Genomic DNA, 17,599 nt, shown 5'->3' with positions numbered 1-17,599 from the left:
CACACGAGAGGAACCTGTCATGCCCCAGTACCTGATCGCGTTCAATGACGAGTGGGTGCCCCCGCACACGCACGACCAGCTCATCGACAAGCGCGACCGGTCCCTGGCCGTGCTCGACGAGATGGAGCAGGCGGGGGTGTTCGTGTTCGGCAACGGAGGCATCGACGCCTCCACTGCCCTGTTCTCGGTCGAGGCCCGCGAGGGCCAACCGGTCTTCACCGACGGCCCCTTCGTCGAGACCAAGGAGCACCTGGGCGGGTTCACGGTCATCGACGTCCCCGACGACGAGGCCGCCCGAGACTGGGCCGGACGACTGGCCGTCGCCCTCGACTGGCCGCAGGAGGTGCACCGTTTTCCCGGCATGCCCGAGTGAGCGGTGGCCGATAGGCTGAGGCCATGATCGACCCGAAGCTGCTGCGCACCGACCCCGACCGCATCCGTCGCTCCCAGATCGCCCGCGGCGAGTCGGTCGAGATCGTTGACGAGCTGATCGACGCGGACGAGGGACGACGCGCGGGTATCGGTGGGTTCGAGGCGCTGCGTGCCGAACAGAAGGACCTCGGCAAGCAGGTCGCTCGCGCCTCCGGCGACGAGAAGGCCGCCCTCCTGGCGCGAACCAGGCAACTGGCCGGCGAGGTCAAGCAGGCGCAGGTCGACGCCGACCTTGCCGGAGCCCGATATGACGAACTCATCCGCCAGATCGGCAACCTGGTGATCGACGGCGTTCCGACCGGGGGGGAGGACGACGGCGTACTGCTCGAGACCGTCGGCACTCCCCGTGACTTCGCCGCCGAGGGCTTCGAGCCCGAGGACCACCTCGCCATCGGTGAGCGGCTCAAGGCCATCGACATGGAGCGCGGTGCCAAGGTCTCCGGCAGCCGCTTCTACTTCCTGACCGGGGTGGGCGCCCAGTTGGAGTTGGCCCTGCTCAACCTGGCCATGCAGAAGGCCGCGGAATGGGGCTTCACGCCGATGATCCCGCCGGCCCTGGTGAAGCCCGAGGCGATGGAGGGCACCGGGTTCCTGGGGCAGGCCGCCCAGGACGTGTACCGGCTCGAGGCGGACGACCTGTACCTGGTCGGTACGTCCGAGGTGGCCCTGGCCGCCTACCACTCCGACGAGATCCTCGACCGGGGCTCGCTGCCGCTGCAGTACGTGGCCTTCAGCCCCTGTTACCGGCGCGAAGCCGGTTCCTACGGCAAGGACACCCGTGGCATCTTCCGGGTGCACTGGTTCGACAAGGTGGAGATGTTCGTACACTGCCGGCCCGAGGACGCCGAGGAGTGGCACCAGAAGTTGCTGGGGTTCGAGAAGGAGTTCATCCAGCTGCTCGAGATCCCCTTCCAGGTGCTGGACGTGGCCGCCGGGGACCTGGGGTTGTCGGCTGCCCGCAAGTACGACTGCTACGGCTGGGTGCCGAGCCAGAACCGCTACCGCGAGATCACCTCGGCCTCCAACTGCACCGACTTCCAGGCCCGCCGGCTCAACATCCGCTCCCGGGACGAGCACGGGGTGGGGCCGGTGGCCACGCTCAACGGCACGCTGTGCTCGATGGCTCGTCCGATCATCATGATCCTCGAGAACCACCAACAGGCCGACGGTTCGGTGCGGGTGCCGCAGGCTCTTCGTCCGTACTTCGGTGGCAAGGAATTCCTCACGCCCCCGAACTGAGCGTCAGCCGAACCAGCGATCGAGCTCTGCGGCGGTGCCGTGGTCGTCGAAGTCGCCGGTGACGTCGTCGGCGACCTCGTGCACGCCGGTGGGGGCGTTGCCCATGGCGACCCCGCGCCCGGCCCACTGCAGCATCTCGAGGTCGTTGAACCCGTCACCGATGGCGAGCACGTCTGCGCGGTCGACACCCAGGTCGTCGGCCACCTGCGCCAGGCCCGAGGCCTTGTTGACGCCCAGCGGCGCGATGTCGAGCCAGGTCGACCAGCCGATGGCGTAGCTGACCCCGTGCAGGCCCACGTGTTGGGCCAACTCCTCGAACTCCTCGATGGGGGCATCGGGGTCGCGGATCACCACGCGGCTGGCGGGCTCGGCGCACAGCTGTTCCACCGACTCGATGATCATCTCGCCCTGCAGGTCCCCGTCGGGAAAGGGCTTGGTGATGCGGTAACCGGTGCCGATCACCTCGACGGCGATGGCCGCGTTGGGCGCCAGTTCGTTGACCCGCCGGATCACGGGCCCCGGGTCGAAGGTCTGCACGACGCGCAGGTCGAAGGGTGGGTAGTGCACGACCACCGCCCCGTTGGAACTGACGTGGACGCCGCGGGGGAGCCCGAGTTGGTGGACGACCGGCTCGGTCGAGAACCAGCCTCGTCCGGTGGCGAGCACGACGGGAACGCCGGCGTCGACCACGCGCCCGACCGCCTCCCTGACCGGGTCGGGCAGCACACCGTCATGGGACAGCAGGGTGCCGTCGATGTCGAGGGCGACAAGGCGGGGGCGGAAGCTCATGGACCCAGCCTGCCAGTCGTTGCGGCATGCACCACATCGGCCCGTGTGGCCCGGACCCGAACTTTGGGTGACACGCCCATGTCAACGCTCCGCGCGACTACCGGCCAGCCGCCTTCTTCGCGGCCGCCCGCAGGATCTCGATGATCCGGGGACGAAGCCTCGCCACCGACACGATCTCGTCGACCGAGCCGACCTGCACGGCTCGCTCGATGGAGTGCACCGCGTCGAACTCCTGACCGACGATCGAGATCATGTCGGCCCGCACCGTCTGGCGCAGTTCGCTGAGCTCGGCCTGCAGCAGGGAGCGCTCCTCGTCGCGGGCGCACTCGAGCCGGGTGCGCAGGTCGACGATGCGGGGATCGTCCTCGACCCGCTTGGCGACGTCACGGGAGAAGACGACGGCTGCGGCCGGGGCGCCACCGAGCACCGACGCGTAGGAACCCTCGAGCGCCAACACCGTCATGTTGGGGTTGAGCGCCTTCGAGAAGACCACGAAGGCCCCACCGTGGTATCGGGAGATGACCACGAAGATGATCGGTCCACGGAAGTTGACCATCGCCCGGCCGATCTCGGCGCCGTACTCCAACTGCAGGTGGCGCAGGCTCTCGGGCGACCCGTCGAAGCCCGACAGGTTCGCCAACACGACCAACGGACGATTGCCCGAGGCCGAGTTGATGGCCCGTGCGGTCTTCTTCGAGGACTGCGGGAACAGGGTGCCGGCCGTGAACTGGTCGGGACCGTCGGCAGGGAGGAAGCCAGCGCGGGGGATCGCCTTGGACTCGATGCCGACCAACTGCACCGGCATGCCGCCGATGGTGGTGTCGTGCACCACTGCGGTGTCGGCGTCGGCCATGCCGGCCCACCGCTCCAGGGGTTCGTGGTCGCTGTCGGCCAAGGCCCTCATCACCGTGCGGATGTCGAACGGCTTCTTGCGCTGCGCGTTCTTCTCCACCGAGAAGATCTCGCCGACGGTGGCGAAGTCGCTGCCCTCCAGTTCGTGGGGGGTCGACGAGATGTCGCGGTCGTCCGGGTCGTTGGTCTCGATCACCCGGGGCCCCGGTTCGCCGGGTGCGACCCAGGCGTGTTCGTGGTGGCGCATCAGCACGCTCTGCGCGGCAGCCAGGTCGGGCGCCCAGTACTGCGCCTCACCGTTGGGACCCATGATCCGGTCGTAGCCGCCCAGCCCGAAGTTGTCCTCGGCGCTGACGCCACCGGAGAAGTCGAGTGACTGCTTGCCCGTCAGCACCATGGCCGAGTCGGGGGTCATCACCAGGATGCCCTTGGTGTGCATCAGCATGGTCGCCTCGGCGTTCCAGTACGGCTGGGCGCCGACGTTGATGCCGGCCACGACCACGTTGATCTCGCCGCCGTCCTGGGTGAACTCCACGATCCGCTTGAGGGCGAAGGCCACCGCGTCCATGTTCTCGGTGCCGGAATCCATCGAGATCCGCGCCCCCGAACTGAGCGTGAACCAGTCGACGGGTACCTGCAACTGCTCGGCGAGGTCGAGGGCAGCGACGATCCGGTCGGCCTCGGGTGCGCTGATCGATCCCAACGACTTCAGCGGGTCACCGAACAGCACGATCCGACGCACACCGTCCGGGTGCACGGCGGTCGGCGTCGAGACGTCGGCGACGACGATGCCCGCGGTGTTCCGTCCGGGTGCGCGGTCAACGGGGACGAGGCGACCCGACTCGTCCAGGTCGAGTTCGACGGCGCGGCCGCGTGAGCTGGCGACCAACCCGAACAACTCGTAGGGGTAGACCAGGCCACGGCGGCGGGCTCGGAGCACCAGTTCGTCGTAGCGGCTGATCTCGGCGACCGGGTCGGTGGTGGGATCCTCGATCTGGAACCGCACCCCGAAACCGGGCTGGTGCGAGAAGCGGACGACCGTGGGCACCGGTTCGCTGGAACCGGGGCGGGTCACCAGCGACTGGATGCGTACCTCGGTGATGCCGGCGTCGGCGGTCAACGGTGCGAGCTGTTGTTCGATGCGTCCGAGGTTGCGCAGGTCGACGTCGAACTCGCCCCACACGTGGATCCACACGTGGTTGTGGTCGAGTTGCTTGGGAGCCAGGTCGGCGCGGGCGCGGCGGATGGCCTCGACTGCGGTGATCAGGGCTCGCTCCAGGTGGGGGAGTGCAGAGATCTGACCGTCCTCGTCGCGCACCAGCGACAACCGGCGCACCTGGGTGAGGGCGAACAGGCGCTCGTCGGCGGGGTTCGACTTGGCGACGGCGTCGAGCAGCAGCAGGTTGCCGGGGGTCTCGATGCGGGTCAGGTCGAAGTTCGACAGTCGCCACAGGTTGAGTCGACGGGCGACCATAGGGTGCACCCCGCGCTCGAGGCGGTCCTCGACCACCTCACCCGGCTCGTCCGGGCTGCCCGAGGAGCTCAACCGGAACGTGTACGAGCCCACCTGGCCGCTGCGCATGGGCAGTACCGCGATGGCGATGCGGCGCAGGTCGCGCATGACGGGCAGGTCGGCCAGTGTCGCCCGCAGTTGGTCGGCGAGGGGGTCGCCGTCGTCGCCACGTTCGCAGGTGAGATACAGGTCGACGACGGCCTGGTGACCGGCCGGACGGGCCGCCACCTCGGCAGCCAGCAGGTCGGCCAACTCACCGTCGGGGGTCAACTCGTCGAGCGTCGCCACCATCGAGACGAGCCAGATCGGGTCGCCGTCAGCCACGAAGCTGGCGGTGGCGACCGCGTGCATCTGCACGACCTTCTCGTTGAGGTCGGTGAGCTGCATGGCGTTGTAGTGGCGCAGGGCCAGGATGCCGAGCAGGGGCTGTTCGGCCGTCACCCGCTGTGCCGGGTCGGTGGTCAGGAAGCCCACCAGTCGGTCGGGGGCGGCCACCAGTTCGTCGGCCACGACCCTGCGGGCAGGGCCGTGGGGGAGGGCGTCGAGGTGTCCCAGGAGTTCGGGCACCTGGGCCAGCGCCGCCGACTGCTCGGCGTCGACCATCGGCTTGTCGAACCAGCGGAAGCGGATGGAGCGGGCCAGGTCACCGATGGCGGGGAAGCGAACCTGGGTGGCCAGCACCAGTCGGTCGAGGGTCGCCCTGGTCGAGGGACGGGGTCGGTTCGAGCGGCTCCAGGCGCGCAGGATGCCGGTGGCCACGGCCAGTGCCGGTGACCAACGCTGCTGCACGAGGAACAGTCGGAAGACGGCCTCGCTGAGCTCGTCGCCCTGCTCGAGGTCGTCGACCCCGTAGTGGGCGAGCACCGTCGAGAGTCGGCGGGCGAAGGTGCCGGGCAACTTCTCCCGCTCGACGTCGAGGCTGCGCAGGTAGCGCTGGAAGAACTCCCGCGAGGTGTGCACCCGGGAGTCCGAGAAGGCCTCCTGGTCGCGCTCGTCGGTGGCACGTCCGTTGCTCGGCTTGTTGCGGTGCAGTTCCGCCACGTCGGCGAACACCTCGAGCAGCACGGCCTCACGGGCCAACGTCTCGGGGTCGTCGGTGCGACCGTCCAGGTAGGTGCGCAGCAGGGTTCCGGGGTCGCCCTGGTCGGCGTCGTACCCCAGCACCACGTTGCGCAGGGAGTCGAGCAACTGTTCCTGGCTGGCCTGTTGGGCAGCCTCGGGGAGTTCCAGGTCGATGCTGGACTCCTCCTCGTCGGCCTCCGGCTGGTCCTGCAACGGCTCGAGGCGAGCCAAGGGGGCACCGGTCTCGACCTGGGTGCCGGCGCGCACCATCACCTCACGCACGCGGGCAGCGAAGGGGGCCGCGATGATCGTCTCCATCTTCATCGACTCGAGCACCAGCACGCGGTCGCCGGCAGCGACCAGGTCGCCCTCCTGGACGGGGGTGGCCACGACCAGGGCCGGCGCCTGCGAGCGCAACACGCCGCCCTCGTCCCGGCTGACCCGGTGGGTCTGGCCGTCGATCTCGATCATCTGCACCGGGCCCGGTGCGCCCAGCAGCACCCGGTGCACCCGGTCGCCGAGCGTGAGCCGGGCGTTGAACTCGTCGAGCCGGTCGAAACGGGCCAGCACCGATTGGGCCGCCGCGTCGGTTCCGATGGTCACCTGGAACTCGTGCCGTCCGACCCGCAGCGCACGGACCACATGGGTGACCCCACGCAGCTTCAGTTCGATCGGGCGTTCCAGGTCGTGGTTGGCCAACGGACGACCCCGTCGCGCCGTGTCGAGGAAGCGGGCCCGCTCGATCTCCTCGGCGGCCAGGTAGGCCTCGATGGTGGCCACCACGAGGGCGGCCCCGGAGTGGGCGGTCTGCTGCAGACCACCCTCGGCGCGCACCCGGTCGATCCAGCCGGTGTCGGCCCAGCCCTCGGGGCCTGACCCGTCGGTCACCTCGGGGTGGCGCAGCAGGTCGAGCACGAAACTCTTGTTGGTGGTGCCTCCGTCGATCACCACGGAGGTGTCGGCCATTGCGCGGCGCAAACGGGCCAGCGCCTCACGGCGGGACGATCCGTAGGCGATCACCTTGGCGATCATCGAGTCGAAGTCTGCCGGGATCGTGTCGCCCTGCTCGACTCCCGAGTCGACCCGGATGCCCGGGCCCTGGGGCAGGTGCAGGTGTTGGATGCGTCCCGGGGCGGGCGCGAAGTCGCGGTCGGGGTCCTCGGCGTTGAGGCGGGCCTCGACGGCATGGCCCAGTTCGGCGGGACGATCGCCTTCGAGACGCCCGCCCTGGGCGACGTGGATCTGCAACTTCACCAGATCGGTGCCCGTGGTCAGCTCGGTGATCGGGTGCTCCACCTGCAGTCGGGTGTTGACCTCGAGGAAGGCGAAGGCGTCCTGGTCGGGTTGGTAGAGGAACTCGACGGTGCAGGCGCCGCGGTAGCCGACCCGCAGGGCGAGTCGCTCGGCGCTGGTCTTGACGTCGGCGACCCGCTCGCCGCTCAGCAGGGGGGAGGACGACTCCTCGATGATCTTCTGGTTGCGCCGCTGCACGGTGCAGTCACGCACGCCCAGCGCCCAGGCGGTCTCGCCGTCGCTGATCACCTGCACCTCGACGTGGCGGGCGCCGCTCACCAGGCTCTCGAGGAAGACCACCCCCGAACCGAAGGCCCGCTCGGCCTCTCCCCGAACCCGGTCGAAGACGTCGCTCAGGCTCGCGTCGTCGACCACCTTCTGGATACCGCGACCACCGCCGCCGGCGGTCGCCTTGAGCATCAGCGGGTAACCGATCCGGTGGGCGACATCCAGAGCCTCGTCGAGGGTGTGCACCTCGCCGCGGCTCCAAGGCGCGACCGGGACACCGACCTCCTCGGCGATGAGCTTGGAGCCGATCTTGTCGCCCAGTTGCCGCATGGCGGCCCCGCTCGGGCCGATGAAGGTCACGCCCAGTCGTTCGCACAGTTCAGCGAAGGCAGGGTCCTCGGCGACGAATCCCCAGCCCACCCAGACTGCGTCCGCGCCGGTGGCGAGCAGTGCCTGCTCGAGCAGTGCGTGGTTCAGGTAGGGGCGCTCCGAGGCCGGTCCCAGGTTGTAGGAGACGTCGCTCTCGCGGACGAACATGGCGTTCGACTCGCCCTCGGTGTGCAGGGCGATCACCTGGATGGGTGCCTCGTCCAACCGGTCGGCGTTCAGGTCGCGTACCGCACGGATGAGGCGGACCGCCGCTTCTCCACGGTTGACGACGGCGATGCGACGAAGCCGCGTGGGCGAGGCAGGGGTCGAGGCCATGGGTACGTCCTGAGGATGGGCGAATGGGTCACCCTGACGCTACGGCCAAGTGGGTGTCGGGGGTGGGATGCTCGCTCAGGACTTCACCGACGGATTTTGTGGGGTTCCCACAAATCCGGCTCGGTCAGGCGGCGGATCGCTCGCGCCGGTTCGAGCGCTCCACGACGTCACGGTGGGCTTGGAGCACCTGCTCGACCGAGGGCCTCACCGACTGCAGCGTGGCTGTCGGCTCGGGCGCGTCGGCGGCGCGAGCCTTGCGCAGGTGCCGCTTGACCGTGGAGAGCGAGCAGCCGAGTCGACGCGCGATCGAGTCGAGCGATTCGTACGGGTTGGCATTGCGGAGCCGGATGACCTCTTCGTGGTCGATCTGCCGATTGGGGGTGGTGACGCCGGCCAGGGTGTCGAGGTCCTGGGCTGCCACTCGGACGCCGAGTCGGGCACGGATCTCTGCCCGCTGCCGTTGGGTGGTACCAGCGACGAACCCGGCCACATCGTGGTCGACGACTGCTGTGTAGAGGCAGTCGGCCATCAGGGGGCAAGCCGCGCAGGCACGTTCCGCCCGGCGGATCAGCAGGTTCTGCTGCTTGCGGGCCTCGGCCCCGGTGACGGTCCCGTCCTCGAGGAGGGGGTGCTGGAAGACCTTGGGCATGGTCGCGCAGGCGGGGGCGGTGATCGCGGTGGTGCTCATCAGTGGTCCAACTTTCTTTCCCTGACCTGACCCCAGCGTGGGCGATGCTCAGTGGGACAGATCTTTCTTCCATGGGCGTTCAATGCCTCGTGTGACGAATCCATTGGCCCTCCGGTTCCCCCGGAAAGTGCCCGGGTTCAACCCTTGCAGAGGGCGCCCGAACCGGCCATGGCTAGCGGTGACGTGCGTGACTCAACTTCTCTGTGCGCCCTTGCCCAGACCGTCTGAGTAGGTGCACAAGTGGCACTGAGTACCGCTACTTATATTGCTTCAATGCTGAATTCTGCAGCCGTGAACCAATGGCGTGGAGGTGCGGCCAGGACTCGGTCGGCATGAATGCTGCATGAACGGACGGCTCTGTTTGATCGCGTTGAACGACTGCCCTTCTGCTACGTCTTGTCGTAGACGTCTGACGCGCGACACGATTCAGGGCCAGACCTCCATGTTCGTGGGCTTTGACGGGCGGCGGACGGCCCCGGCATGGGCTCGGACGTGCTGCCCACGGGCAGTTCTTCCCCATCGCTTGACAGTCCCCGCGGTGCGGGTGAGGGTGAGGGAATGCATTCCCAACAATGAACTGGCGTGGAAATCTCGGTTCCGTTCAGAATCGCGCGGATCGTCGAGACCCATACCGTCATTGTGTCCTTGGGGGGAGGGTCTGACGCCGTCGTGTGCTCCTCTGCCGCGGTGGCGACCTCTGGATGCTGGTCGGCGACGTCGCCGAGGGGCGACGTCACACCGATGTGATGTCAACCACGGACCATCCCACCACCACAGGAGAAACATCCATGCAGGTTCATCGCCGCTCCATTCTTTCCGCGGGAATTGGTGCCACAGCACTGTCGCTCGCCGGTCACATTGCCGGTGCCCCACCCGCCCATGCGGGTCCACAGCCGTCCACCGGCATCAGCTGGCCGCAGGGTCAGGTGTTCCCCACCTTCGCCAAGGCGAAGAAGGTCGTGATCGCAGACGCCACCAGACTGGACGGGTTCGACCGGTTGCTGCTGACGAGCCTGCAGGGGGTCATCAACGCCCGGGTACCCGAGATCTACCTGATCGTCGACCCCGTGGACAGCACCTGGGTGGCGAACCTGCCCGTGACCACGTCCTCCGTCGCTGATCCCATGTCACTGGTGTCCCGCTACCGCGACCGGGTGAACGGTGCGATCGTGTACGACCTCGCTGCTCCGGACACCATCAACCTCGCCACCACCATGGCTGGACTCAAGGGTTGCGTGGTGGCGTCGGCGGCACAGGCAGAGGCCCACCAGTTGCCGATCGTCACCGACCTGCGGGGTCAGTTCGCCGATGACCCAGCGGCCATCCATGAGTGGCAGATGGCCAATCTGTGGCCGCAGTGCACCCACCGCGTCCTGGTCGGGTTGCCGCCCGCCACCACCGTTGAGGTCGCCGATGTCACCTGGACGGAGGTGGCGCGGGAGGGAAACGAAGTGCGCGACTCCTCGAATCGGAAGGTGTACACGTTCGACCTCTCTGCCCATGTGTCGGGCAGTGAACTGTTCGTGAAGTTCTCGGACTCGTTCCCGACAGACGGATGGGGAGCCTCCGTCCACAGTGTGACAGCGCTCGCGAACGGCGCCACCATCGCATCCTTCACCCCCGGGTCGGATGAGGAGGCGAGTCATCTCTTCGATGGTGCGCACAGCCAACTGGGGGGCAGCAGCAATCGCTTTGCCGATGGCAACAATTACTTCATCTACCGATTCGCGATTCCTGCCGGCACGACGTCGTTCGTTCTCGAGGTCGACCTCGAGAACGAGTACGTCGTCTCCACCACGGCGACAGCGCCGACCCGACTCGAGCCGTTCGCGCAGTTCCGCGACTTCGCCGTCGCCACCAAGGCCCTGGTGTCGTGGCTGCCACCGTCGGGCGACAGTGGTTCGCAGTTCGCGGACCTGCTCAACCGCGTCGAGCCCGGCAGTGCCTACGCGGGGTGGTTCTCCAACGACGTCTCGGGCGAGTGGTCGGGAGTCCAACTCTGCAGTGAGCACGGCGTCGTCGTGGTGGCAGCGGACTTCTATGCCAACGCCAGCGTGCTGTCAGGAATCCAGGTCAGCACGAAGGCGTCCCCGTCCAGGCGCACCACCCCGTCGGTGCGCAACACCACCTATCTGACGCTCACCATCGGGGAGGGCGACAACGTCCAGTACTGCCAGCGCCGCATGCGTGACCTGTGGGACGACCCGGGGCGCGGTCGCGCGCCCATGAACTGGACGGTCTCACCCCTGTTGGCCGAGATCGGTCCGGCCCTGCTCCGCCACTACCAGCAGACGGCGACGACCAGTGACCTGCTGGTGTGTGGCCCCTCCGGGGCCGGCTACACCTACGGTGACTCGTGGCCACAGGACACGCTGGACACCTACACGACCATGTCAGGACGCTCCATGGCGGCGACCGGGCTCGACATCGTCTACGCCTACTCCACGCCGAACTCGTCGGGCTTCCCGAAGCTGCCCGACTGGGTCGTCCAGTCCTATGCGCGCAACACCAACCTGCGCGGAATCATCCAGACCGACGAGCACGGCCGCTACAGCGAGCCGGGCGCGTCCGTGCCCCTGATCGGCACCCTGTGGCCGCAGGGGAGCCCCGCCGACTACAAGCAGGGGCTGCTGGACCACATCTCGGCCATGGGCGGCACCAGCGATCAACCCCTGTTCATCGCGGGCCTGGTCAACGCCTGGCAGTGGACGCCCTACGACATCTGGACCCTCGTGCGGTCGCTGCCCTCGTCCATCGAGGTCGTGCTCGCCGACCGCTTCTTCGACCTGTTCGCCCAGACCCGCCAGCGGGCGACCACCGCGCCCGCCCAGAAGGTGACGGTGGCGTCGTCGGCCAAGCCCCACGGCTCGTCCAGCGCGGCGCCGACACCCGGCCCCAAGCGCTGAGGAAGTCGGCACCGCATCGACGACCCATCGCGGCCGGTGGCTGCCAGCTTCGCCACCGGACGCAGGGGGCCGTCACCCCCACCGAAAACCGGTTTAGTGGGAGGTCCTCCCGCCCTTAGGCTTGACCCCGTCATGGAGACCTTCCCGCCGCGGATTCACGCGTATGGGCTGCCCTCGGTCGCAGCCAACCCCACCCCTCGTCCCCTTCCCACAGCGGATGAGCGCCCCGACGTCCGCTCACCCCTGCGATTCCTGCTCTGGTTCCTGGGCAGGCAGTGGAAGATCCTCGTCCTGTCGGCGCTCAGCTCGGTGCTGTGGTTCGGTTCGTCCGCCATCACCCCGTGGATGTTCGGACGAGCCGTCGACACCGGTATCGGCCAGCGTGACCTCCCAGCTGCGCTCGGCTGGGCAGGCTGGATGCTGCTGGCCGTCTCGATCGGCGTGTTCTTCGGTGTCTTCGGGCACACCATCGTGGTGGCCGGCTGGGTCGTGTCCATCTACCGCACCGTCGGGCTGATCAGCCGACGTGCACTGTCGATGGGTCACGTGCTGCCCCGGCGCACCCCCACCGGGGAGGTGCTCTCGGTGGCCGGCGGTGACGCCGACACCTTCGGTGCCACCCAGGAAGTGCTCACCCGCGCCATCGGGGCAGTCTCCGCCTTCATCTTCGTGACCGTGCTGGTGTTGGGGGAGTCCCCCAAGTTGGGTCTGGTCGTGCTGGTCGCCGCGCCGCTGCTGGTCGGCGCCGCAGCACCCTTCCTGCGCCCCCTGCAGGCAGCCCGCACCAAGGAGCGCACCCGCTCGTCCGAGCTCACCGGCATGGCCACCGACATCGTCGCGGGACTGCGCATCCTGCGCGGTATCGGCGGCGAGAAGACCTTCGGCGACAACTACGTGCGCCAGTCGCAGCACGTGCGTCGGGCCGGCGTCGAGGCCGGCGCCTGGCAGTCGGCCGTCGACGCCCTGGCCACCCTGCTGGGTGGACTGCTGCTGGTGCTGTTGACCTGGCTGGGCGTGCGGGAGGTGCTGGCCGGGACGTTGTCGGTGGGCCAGCTGATCAGCTTCTTCGGCTACGCCGTCTATCTCGTGTGGCCCGTCTACACCATGTACGAGTTCGTGCAGAAGTGGGTACAGGGTCTGGTCGCTGCCAAGAAGACCGTCGTGGTGCTCGGCCAGAGCGCCCCGTGGAAGGCAGGCACCGACACCGTCGAGCTGCCCCGCGATGCGGTCATCAAGGACGAACAGTCGACCTTCCTCGCCCAGCCGGGACAGTTGACCGTGGTCGTCTCGTCGCTGCCCGACGACTCCGCTGCCCTGGCCGACCGGATCGGTCGCTACCTCACCGGCAGTGAGGACCCCGTCAGCCACGAGATCGACGAGAACCTCAAGGGACGAGCCGCCAAGCGCGCCCGGGCCGAGAAGGCGGCCGAACTGGAGGCCCTTGCCCAGGCCGACGAGGAGCGGGCCAATCTTCCGTGGGGAGTGACCTACGACGGCATCGACGTCTCGCGCTTCGACCTCGCCGAGTTCCGCCGCCGCGTGTTGGTGAGCGACACCTCCGCGATGATCTTCGCCGGCACCCTGCAGCAACTGGTCGACCCGCTGGGGCGAGCGACCCGCGAGCAGGCGGAGGAAGCCCTGCGCGTGGCATCGGCCGAGGACGTCTACGACCTGGTTCCCGGCGGCTGGCAGGGCCGCATCGACGAGCGGGGACGAGGCCTCTCCGGTGGCCAGCGCCAGCGGCTGGTGCTGGCCCGCGCACTGCTCGCCGACCCCGAGGTGCTCGTGATGGTCGAGCCCACCTCGGCCGTCGACGCGCACACCGAGGCCCGGATCGCCACCCGCCTGGCCGAGGCCCGCCGCGGTCGCACCACGATCATCACCACGGTGTCGCCGCTGGTGCTGCACGTGGCCGACGAGGTGGTCTTCATGGTGGACGGGGTCTGTGTCGAACGTGGCACCCACCACGACCTGATGCAGCACTCCCCGGCCTACCGCAGCGTCGTCGAGCGGGGCATCGACGACGACCCGGCCGCCATCGAGCACCCCCTCCGCGACCACGCCCTTCTCCCGACCCCTTCCGGGGCAGTGCAGGACCACTCATGACCGCCACCGACAACCTCGTGATCGAGGGCCTCGCCGTGACCACCTTGGTCGACTCCGCAGAGACCTGGCTCGACCACACCGGCGACGACACCCGCGTCGACCCCTCCCTCGACACCGACCACCGCGGGTCCGCGGTCGAGCGGTTGACGGCCTGGCGTGCCCGCCACCGGATGCGTCGCCAGTTGGCCGAGGCGGTGCTGGCCCGCCAGCGCAACCCCGACCGCGGCCTGCCCGTGGCCAGCAACGAGCGGGTCTTCGCCTTCCTGCGCACCCTGGTCGCCAGCCGCAGACGGACGATCATCGCCCTGATCACGTTCTCCCTGCTCGCCGCCGTGGCCGGGCTGATCGTCCCCCGCATCCTGGGTGGTGTGGTCGACCGTGTCACCGGCGGCGACCCGACCCTGGCCTCGTCCCTGAACGGCATCTGCCTGGCGGCTGCCGGAGTCGTGCTCGTGCAGGGAGCGCTCACCTACCTCACTCGCCTGATCACCACCGTGTTCGGCCAAGACCTGCTCTCGTCGGCCCGCGAGGAGGTCGTGCGCACCGTGCTCCGCCTGCCGCTGTCGCGCGTCGAGACCGCCGGCACCGGTGACCTGGTCACCCGAGTCACCCGGGACGTGTCAGCGATGGCCTCGGCGGCGCAGTGGGCCCTTCCGCAGTTCGTGACCACCGTCGGCCTGGTCGGCCTGACCCTGGTCGCCCTGTTCCTGAACTCACCGTTGCTGACCATCCCCACCCTGCTGGGCATGGCCCTGCTGTTCTTCACGGTGCGCACCTACCTCAAGCACGCCCTGGCCGGCTACATCGCCGAGGGCGACTCGTACTCGACCATCAACTCCACCCTCACCGAGTCGGTGGAGGGCGCCCGGACGGCCGAGGCTCTGGGCCTGCAGCGTCAGCGTGCCCGCCAGACCGACCTCGACGTCGAGGTCTCGGCGCAGACCGAGCGCTACACCATGAGCCTGCGCAACCTGATGTTCCTCACCATGGACTATGCCTTCCAGGGTCCGCTCATCCTGGTCGTCGTGCTCGGCGCCGTCGGCTACACCCAGGGCTGGGTGACGCTGGGGCAGGTGACGGTGGCCGCCCTCTACCTGCAGCAACTGATCGGGCCCATGGACGTGCTGGTGCAGACCCTCGACCGGGCCCAGGTGGGCATGGCCTCGACCACCCGACTGCTGGGCATCGCGGAGGTGCCGCAGGACCGCACCCCCTCCGGTGAGGAACCTCGTGACTCCCACCTGGTGGGCCGCGACCTGCGGTTCGCCTACCGCGAGGGTCATGACGTGTTGCACGGTGTCGACCTCGATCTGGTGCCCGGTGAACGGCTCGCGATCGTCGGGCCGTCCGGGTCGGGGAAGTCAACGTTGGGACGACTGCTGGCCGGCATCAACGGACCGCGCACCGGCGAGGTGACCGTGGGTGGGGCGAGCCTGATGGGGCTGCCGCTCGACCGGTTGCGCACCGAGGTGGCCCTGGTCACCCAGGAGCACCACGTCTTCGTCGGGACGATTCGCGACAACATCGTGCTGGCCCGCGAGACCACCGCCACCGAGGACGAGGTGCGCGAGGCGCTCGCCGCCGTCGACGCCCTCGAATGGGTGGAGCGGATGCCCCTCGGCATCACCACCAAGGTGGGGTCGGGCAACACCAGGCTCACCCCGGCCCAGGCCCAGCAGGTGGCGTTGGCCCGCCTGGTGATCGCCGACCCGCACACGCTGGTGCTCGACGAGGCCACCTCGCTGATCGACCCCCAGACCGCTCGTCACCTCGAGGGTTCGATGTCCTCGTTGCTGACCGGACGAACCGTGGTCGCCATCGCCCACCGTCTGCACACCGCACACGACGCCGATCGGATCGCGGTGGTCATCGACGGGAACATTGCCGAACTGGGTTCCCACGATGAGTTGATGGCCCTGGACGGGGAGTACGCCAAGCTCTGGCGGGCGTGGACGAGTTGAGCTCGCCGGCCATGATCGAGGTCGACGCGCTGGTCAAGGAGTTCCGGACCGCCGGCAGCGTCGACGGTCGTCTCGCCGGGCTCCGACGCCTGTGGGCGCCCAGTCGGCTCGTCCGCGCCGTCGACGGCGTCTCGTTCACGATCGAGCGGGGTGAGGTGGTCGGCTACCTGGGCGCGAACGGTGCCGGGAAGTCGACCACGATCAAGATGCTGACCGGGATCGTGCGTCCCACCTCGGGCACGGTGCGGGTGAACGGAGTCGTGCCGTGGCAGAACCGGCGGGCCCATGCCCACAACATCGGGGTCGTCTTCGGCCAGAAGTCGCAACTCTGGTACGACCTGCCCCTTCGGGTGTCGCTGGAGACGATCCGTGACCTCTACCGGGTCGAGGACCGCGACTACCGTGCCCGGCTGGCCGAGTTCGACGAGGTGCTGGGTGTGCGCGACTTCCTGGACACCCCGATCAGGTCGCTGTCGTTGGGTCAGCGGATGCGCGGCGACCTGGTCGGGGCGATGCTCTACCGGCCCGAGGTCTTGTACCTCGACGAACCCACCGTCGGTCTCGACGTGGTGGCGAAGCAGGCGCTCCGGGAGTTCATCGCCGCCCAGAACCAGCAGTACGGCACCACCGTGGTGATCACCACCCACGACATGGACGACATCGAACAGTTGTGCCGCAGGATCGTCATGATCGACCACGGGTCGGTCGTCTACGACGGGGACCTGCCGGTGCTCAAGAAGCGCTACCTGCCGTTCAGGGATGTGGTGATCACGCCCGCGGACGACTCCGATGCGGCCCTGATACGCGCCGACCACAGCGAACGGATCGAGGGCGAGGACGGCACCATCACCCTGCGCTTCGACCCCGACGTCACCACGGCGCCAGCGGTGATCGCCCAGGCTGCGTCCGCCACGGGGATCGACGACCTGAAGGTGATCGAGCCCGACCTGGAGGACGTCGTCAGGCTGATCTACGCCGAGGCGGGCCGGTGACCGCAGGAGCCCGGACGTCGGTCGCCCGTGGTGTGCATGACACCGTGGGCAGGGCATGGGCGATGGTGCGCCTGGGTGCCGCCAACGCGCTCGTGTTCCGGGCCAACGTGGTGGTCTCGATGCTCAGCGTCGCCCTGCAGACGGTGCTGCTGGTCACCGTCTGGAGGGCCGTCTACTCGGGTCGCCACTCCGTCGCCGGCGTGACCGGTGAACGTGCGGTCTCGTACGCGGTGCTGGGGCTGGTGCTCGGGCACCTGGCCCTTCCGTGGCGGCTCTCGTCCCTGCCCGAACGGGTGCGTGAAGGGACGGTCGCCACCGACATCATCCGCCCCGTGGGAGTGGTGGGGCAGAGTCTGCTGCAGTCGATCGGTGCTGCCGTCGGTGCCCTCCCGGGGGTGGCCACGGCGCTGCTGCTCGGTGCACTGCTGGGAGGGCTGACCATGCCCGCCACCGTGTCGGCCGCGTTCGGCTTCATGCTGACAGCCGCCCTCGGCTGGCTGATCGCGACCCTGCTGAACCTGGTGGTGTCGATGGTCGCCTTCTGGACGACCGACACCAGAGGCCCCTTCTATGTCTACCGCGCCGTCGCCAGCTTCGCCTCGGGAGCCCTGGTGCCGTTGTGGTTCATGCCCGACTGGCTGCGCCCCACGCTCGAGGCGCTCCCGTTCGCGCTGCAGGTCTTCGCACCGCTCCAACTGTGGTTCTCGGAGCAGCCCCTGGGCGGGGTCGGGGGAGTGGTGCTGGCACAGGTGGGATGGCTGGTGGTGGCGGCGCTGCTCACCGCCCTCGTGTCGTGGCGTGCCCTGCGAACGGTCGTGATCAACGGTGGTTGA

At 68.7% G+C, this 17,599-nt stretch carries 10 protein-coding genes; 7 read left to right on the top strand and 3 right to left on the bottom strand.

Annotated features, from left to right (window positions below; translation table 11 throughout):
* The first annotated feature begins 19 nt into the window (after positions 1-19).
* Positions 20-373 (top strand): YciI family protein, encoded by a 354-nt coding sequence (locus QQZ11_RS04075; RefSeq protein WP_022909147.1) that lies wholly within the window; start codon positions 20-22, stop codon positions 371-373.
* Between the two features lie 23 nt (positions 374-396).
* On the top strand, positions 397-1,671 hold the full coding sequence (gene serS / locus QQZ11_RS04070) for a serine--tRNA ligase (RefSeq protein WP_284548824.1): 1,275 nt from the start codon (positions 397-399) through the stop codon (positions 1,669-1,671).
* Positions 1,672-1,674: 3 nt separating this feature from the next.
* On the opposite strand, the gene QQZ11_RS04065 is transcribed toward serS, so the two are convergent.
* The 3 genes from QQZ11_RS04065 to QQZ11_RS04055 form a co-directional block, all read right to left on the bottom strand.
* Positions 1,675-2,460, bottom strand: a complete 786-nt coding sequence (locus tag QQZ11_RS04065) for a Cof-type HAD-IIB family hydrolase (RefSeq protein ID WP_022909149.1) — start codon at positions 2,458-2,460, stop codon at positions 1,675-1,677.
* Positions 2,461-2,557: 97 nt separating this feature from the next.
* Positions 2,558-8,113: an ATP-binding protein gene (locus tag QQZ11_RS04060; protein ID WP_284548823.1), complete on the bottom strand. Its 5,556-nt coding sequence runs from the start codon at positions 8,111-8,113 to the stop codon at positions 2,558-2,560.
* 124 nt (positions 8,114-8,237) lie between these two features.
* A complete protein-coding gene (locus QQZ11_RS04055; RefSeq protein WP_022909151.1) occupies positions 8,238-8,801 on the bottom strand; it encodes a WhiB family transcriptional regulator in 564 nt (187 codons plus the stop codon).
* 788 nt (positions 8,802-9,589) lie between these two features.
* Between QQZ11_RS04055 and QQZ11_RS04050 the strand changes: the two genes are divergently transcribed.
* From QQZ11_RS04050 to QQZ11_RS04030, 5 genes are all read left to right on the top strand, one after another.
* The gene (locus QQZ11_RS04050; protein ID WP_284548821.1) at positions 9,590-11,707 is read left to right on the top strand and encodes a GxGYxYP domain-containing protein; all 2,118 of its coding nucleotides are present in this window, start codon (positions 9,590-9,592) and stop codon (positions 11,705-11,707) included.
* A gap of 132 nt (positions 11,708-11,839) precedes the next feature.
* The gene (locus tag QQZ11_RS04045) at positions 11,840-13,813 is read left to right on the top strand and encodes an ABC transporter ATP-binding protein (RefSeq protein WP_284548820.1); all 1,974 of its coding nucleotides are present in this window, start codon (positions 11,840-11,842) and stop codon (positions 13,811-13,813) included.
* Positions 13,810-15,774 (top strand): ABC transporter ATP-binding protein, encoded by a 1,965-nt coding sequence (locus tag QQZ11_RS04040; RefSeq protein ID WP_284548819.1) that lies wholly within the window; start codon positions 13,810-13,812, stop codon positions 15,772-15,774. Before QQZ11_RS04045 ends, QQZ11_RS04040 begins: the two co-directional genes overlap by 4 nt.
* Positions 15,762-16,766 (top strand): ABC transporter ATP-binding protein, encoded by a 1,005-nt coding sequence (locus QQZ11_RS04035; protein ID WP_284548817.1) that lies wholly within the window; start codon positions 15,762-15,764, stop codon positions 16,764-16,766. Before QQZ11_RS04040 ends, QQZ11_RS04035 begins: the two co-directional genes overlap by 13 nt.
* On the top strand, positions 16,763-17,599 hold the full coding sequence (locus tag QQZ11_RS04030) for an ABC transporter permease (protein ID WP_284548816.1): 837 nt from the start codon (positions 16,763-16,765) through the stop codon (positions 17,597-17,599). The genes QQZ11_RS04035 and QQZ11_RS04030 overlap by 4 nt, the downstream gene beginning before the upstream one ends.

Origin of the sequence: Aestuariimicrobium sp. T2.26MG-19.2B (assembly GCF_950101875.1) — a bacterium.
Taxonomy (GTDB): domain Bacteria; phylum Actinomycetota; class Actinomycetes; order Propionibacteriales; family Propionibacteriaceae; genus Aestuariimicrobium; species Aestuariimicrobium kwangyangense.
Note: the sequence above shows the minus strand (reverse complement) of the source record. Positions and strands in the feature narration are given on the sequence as shown.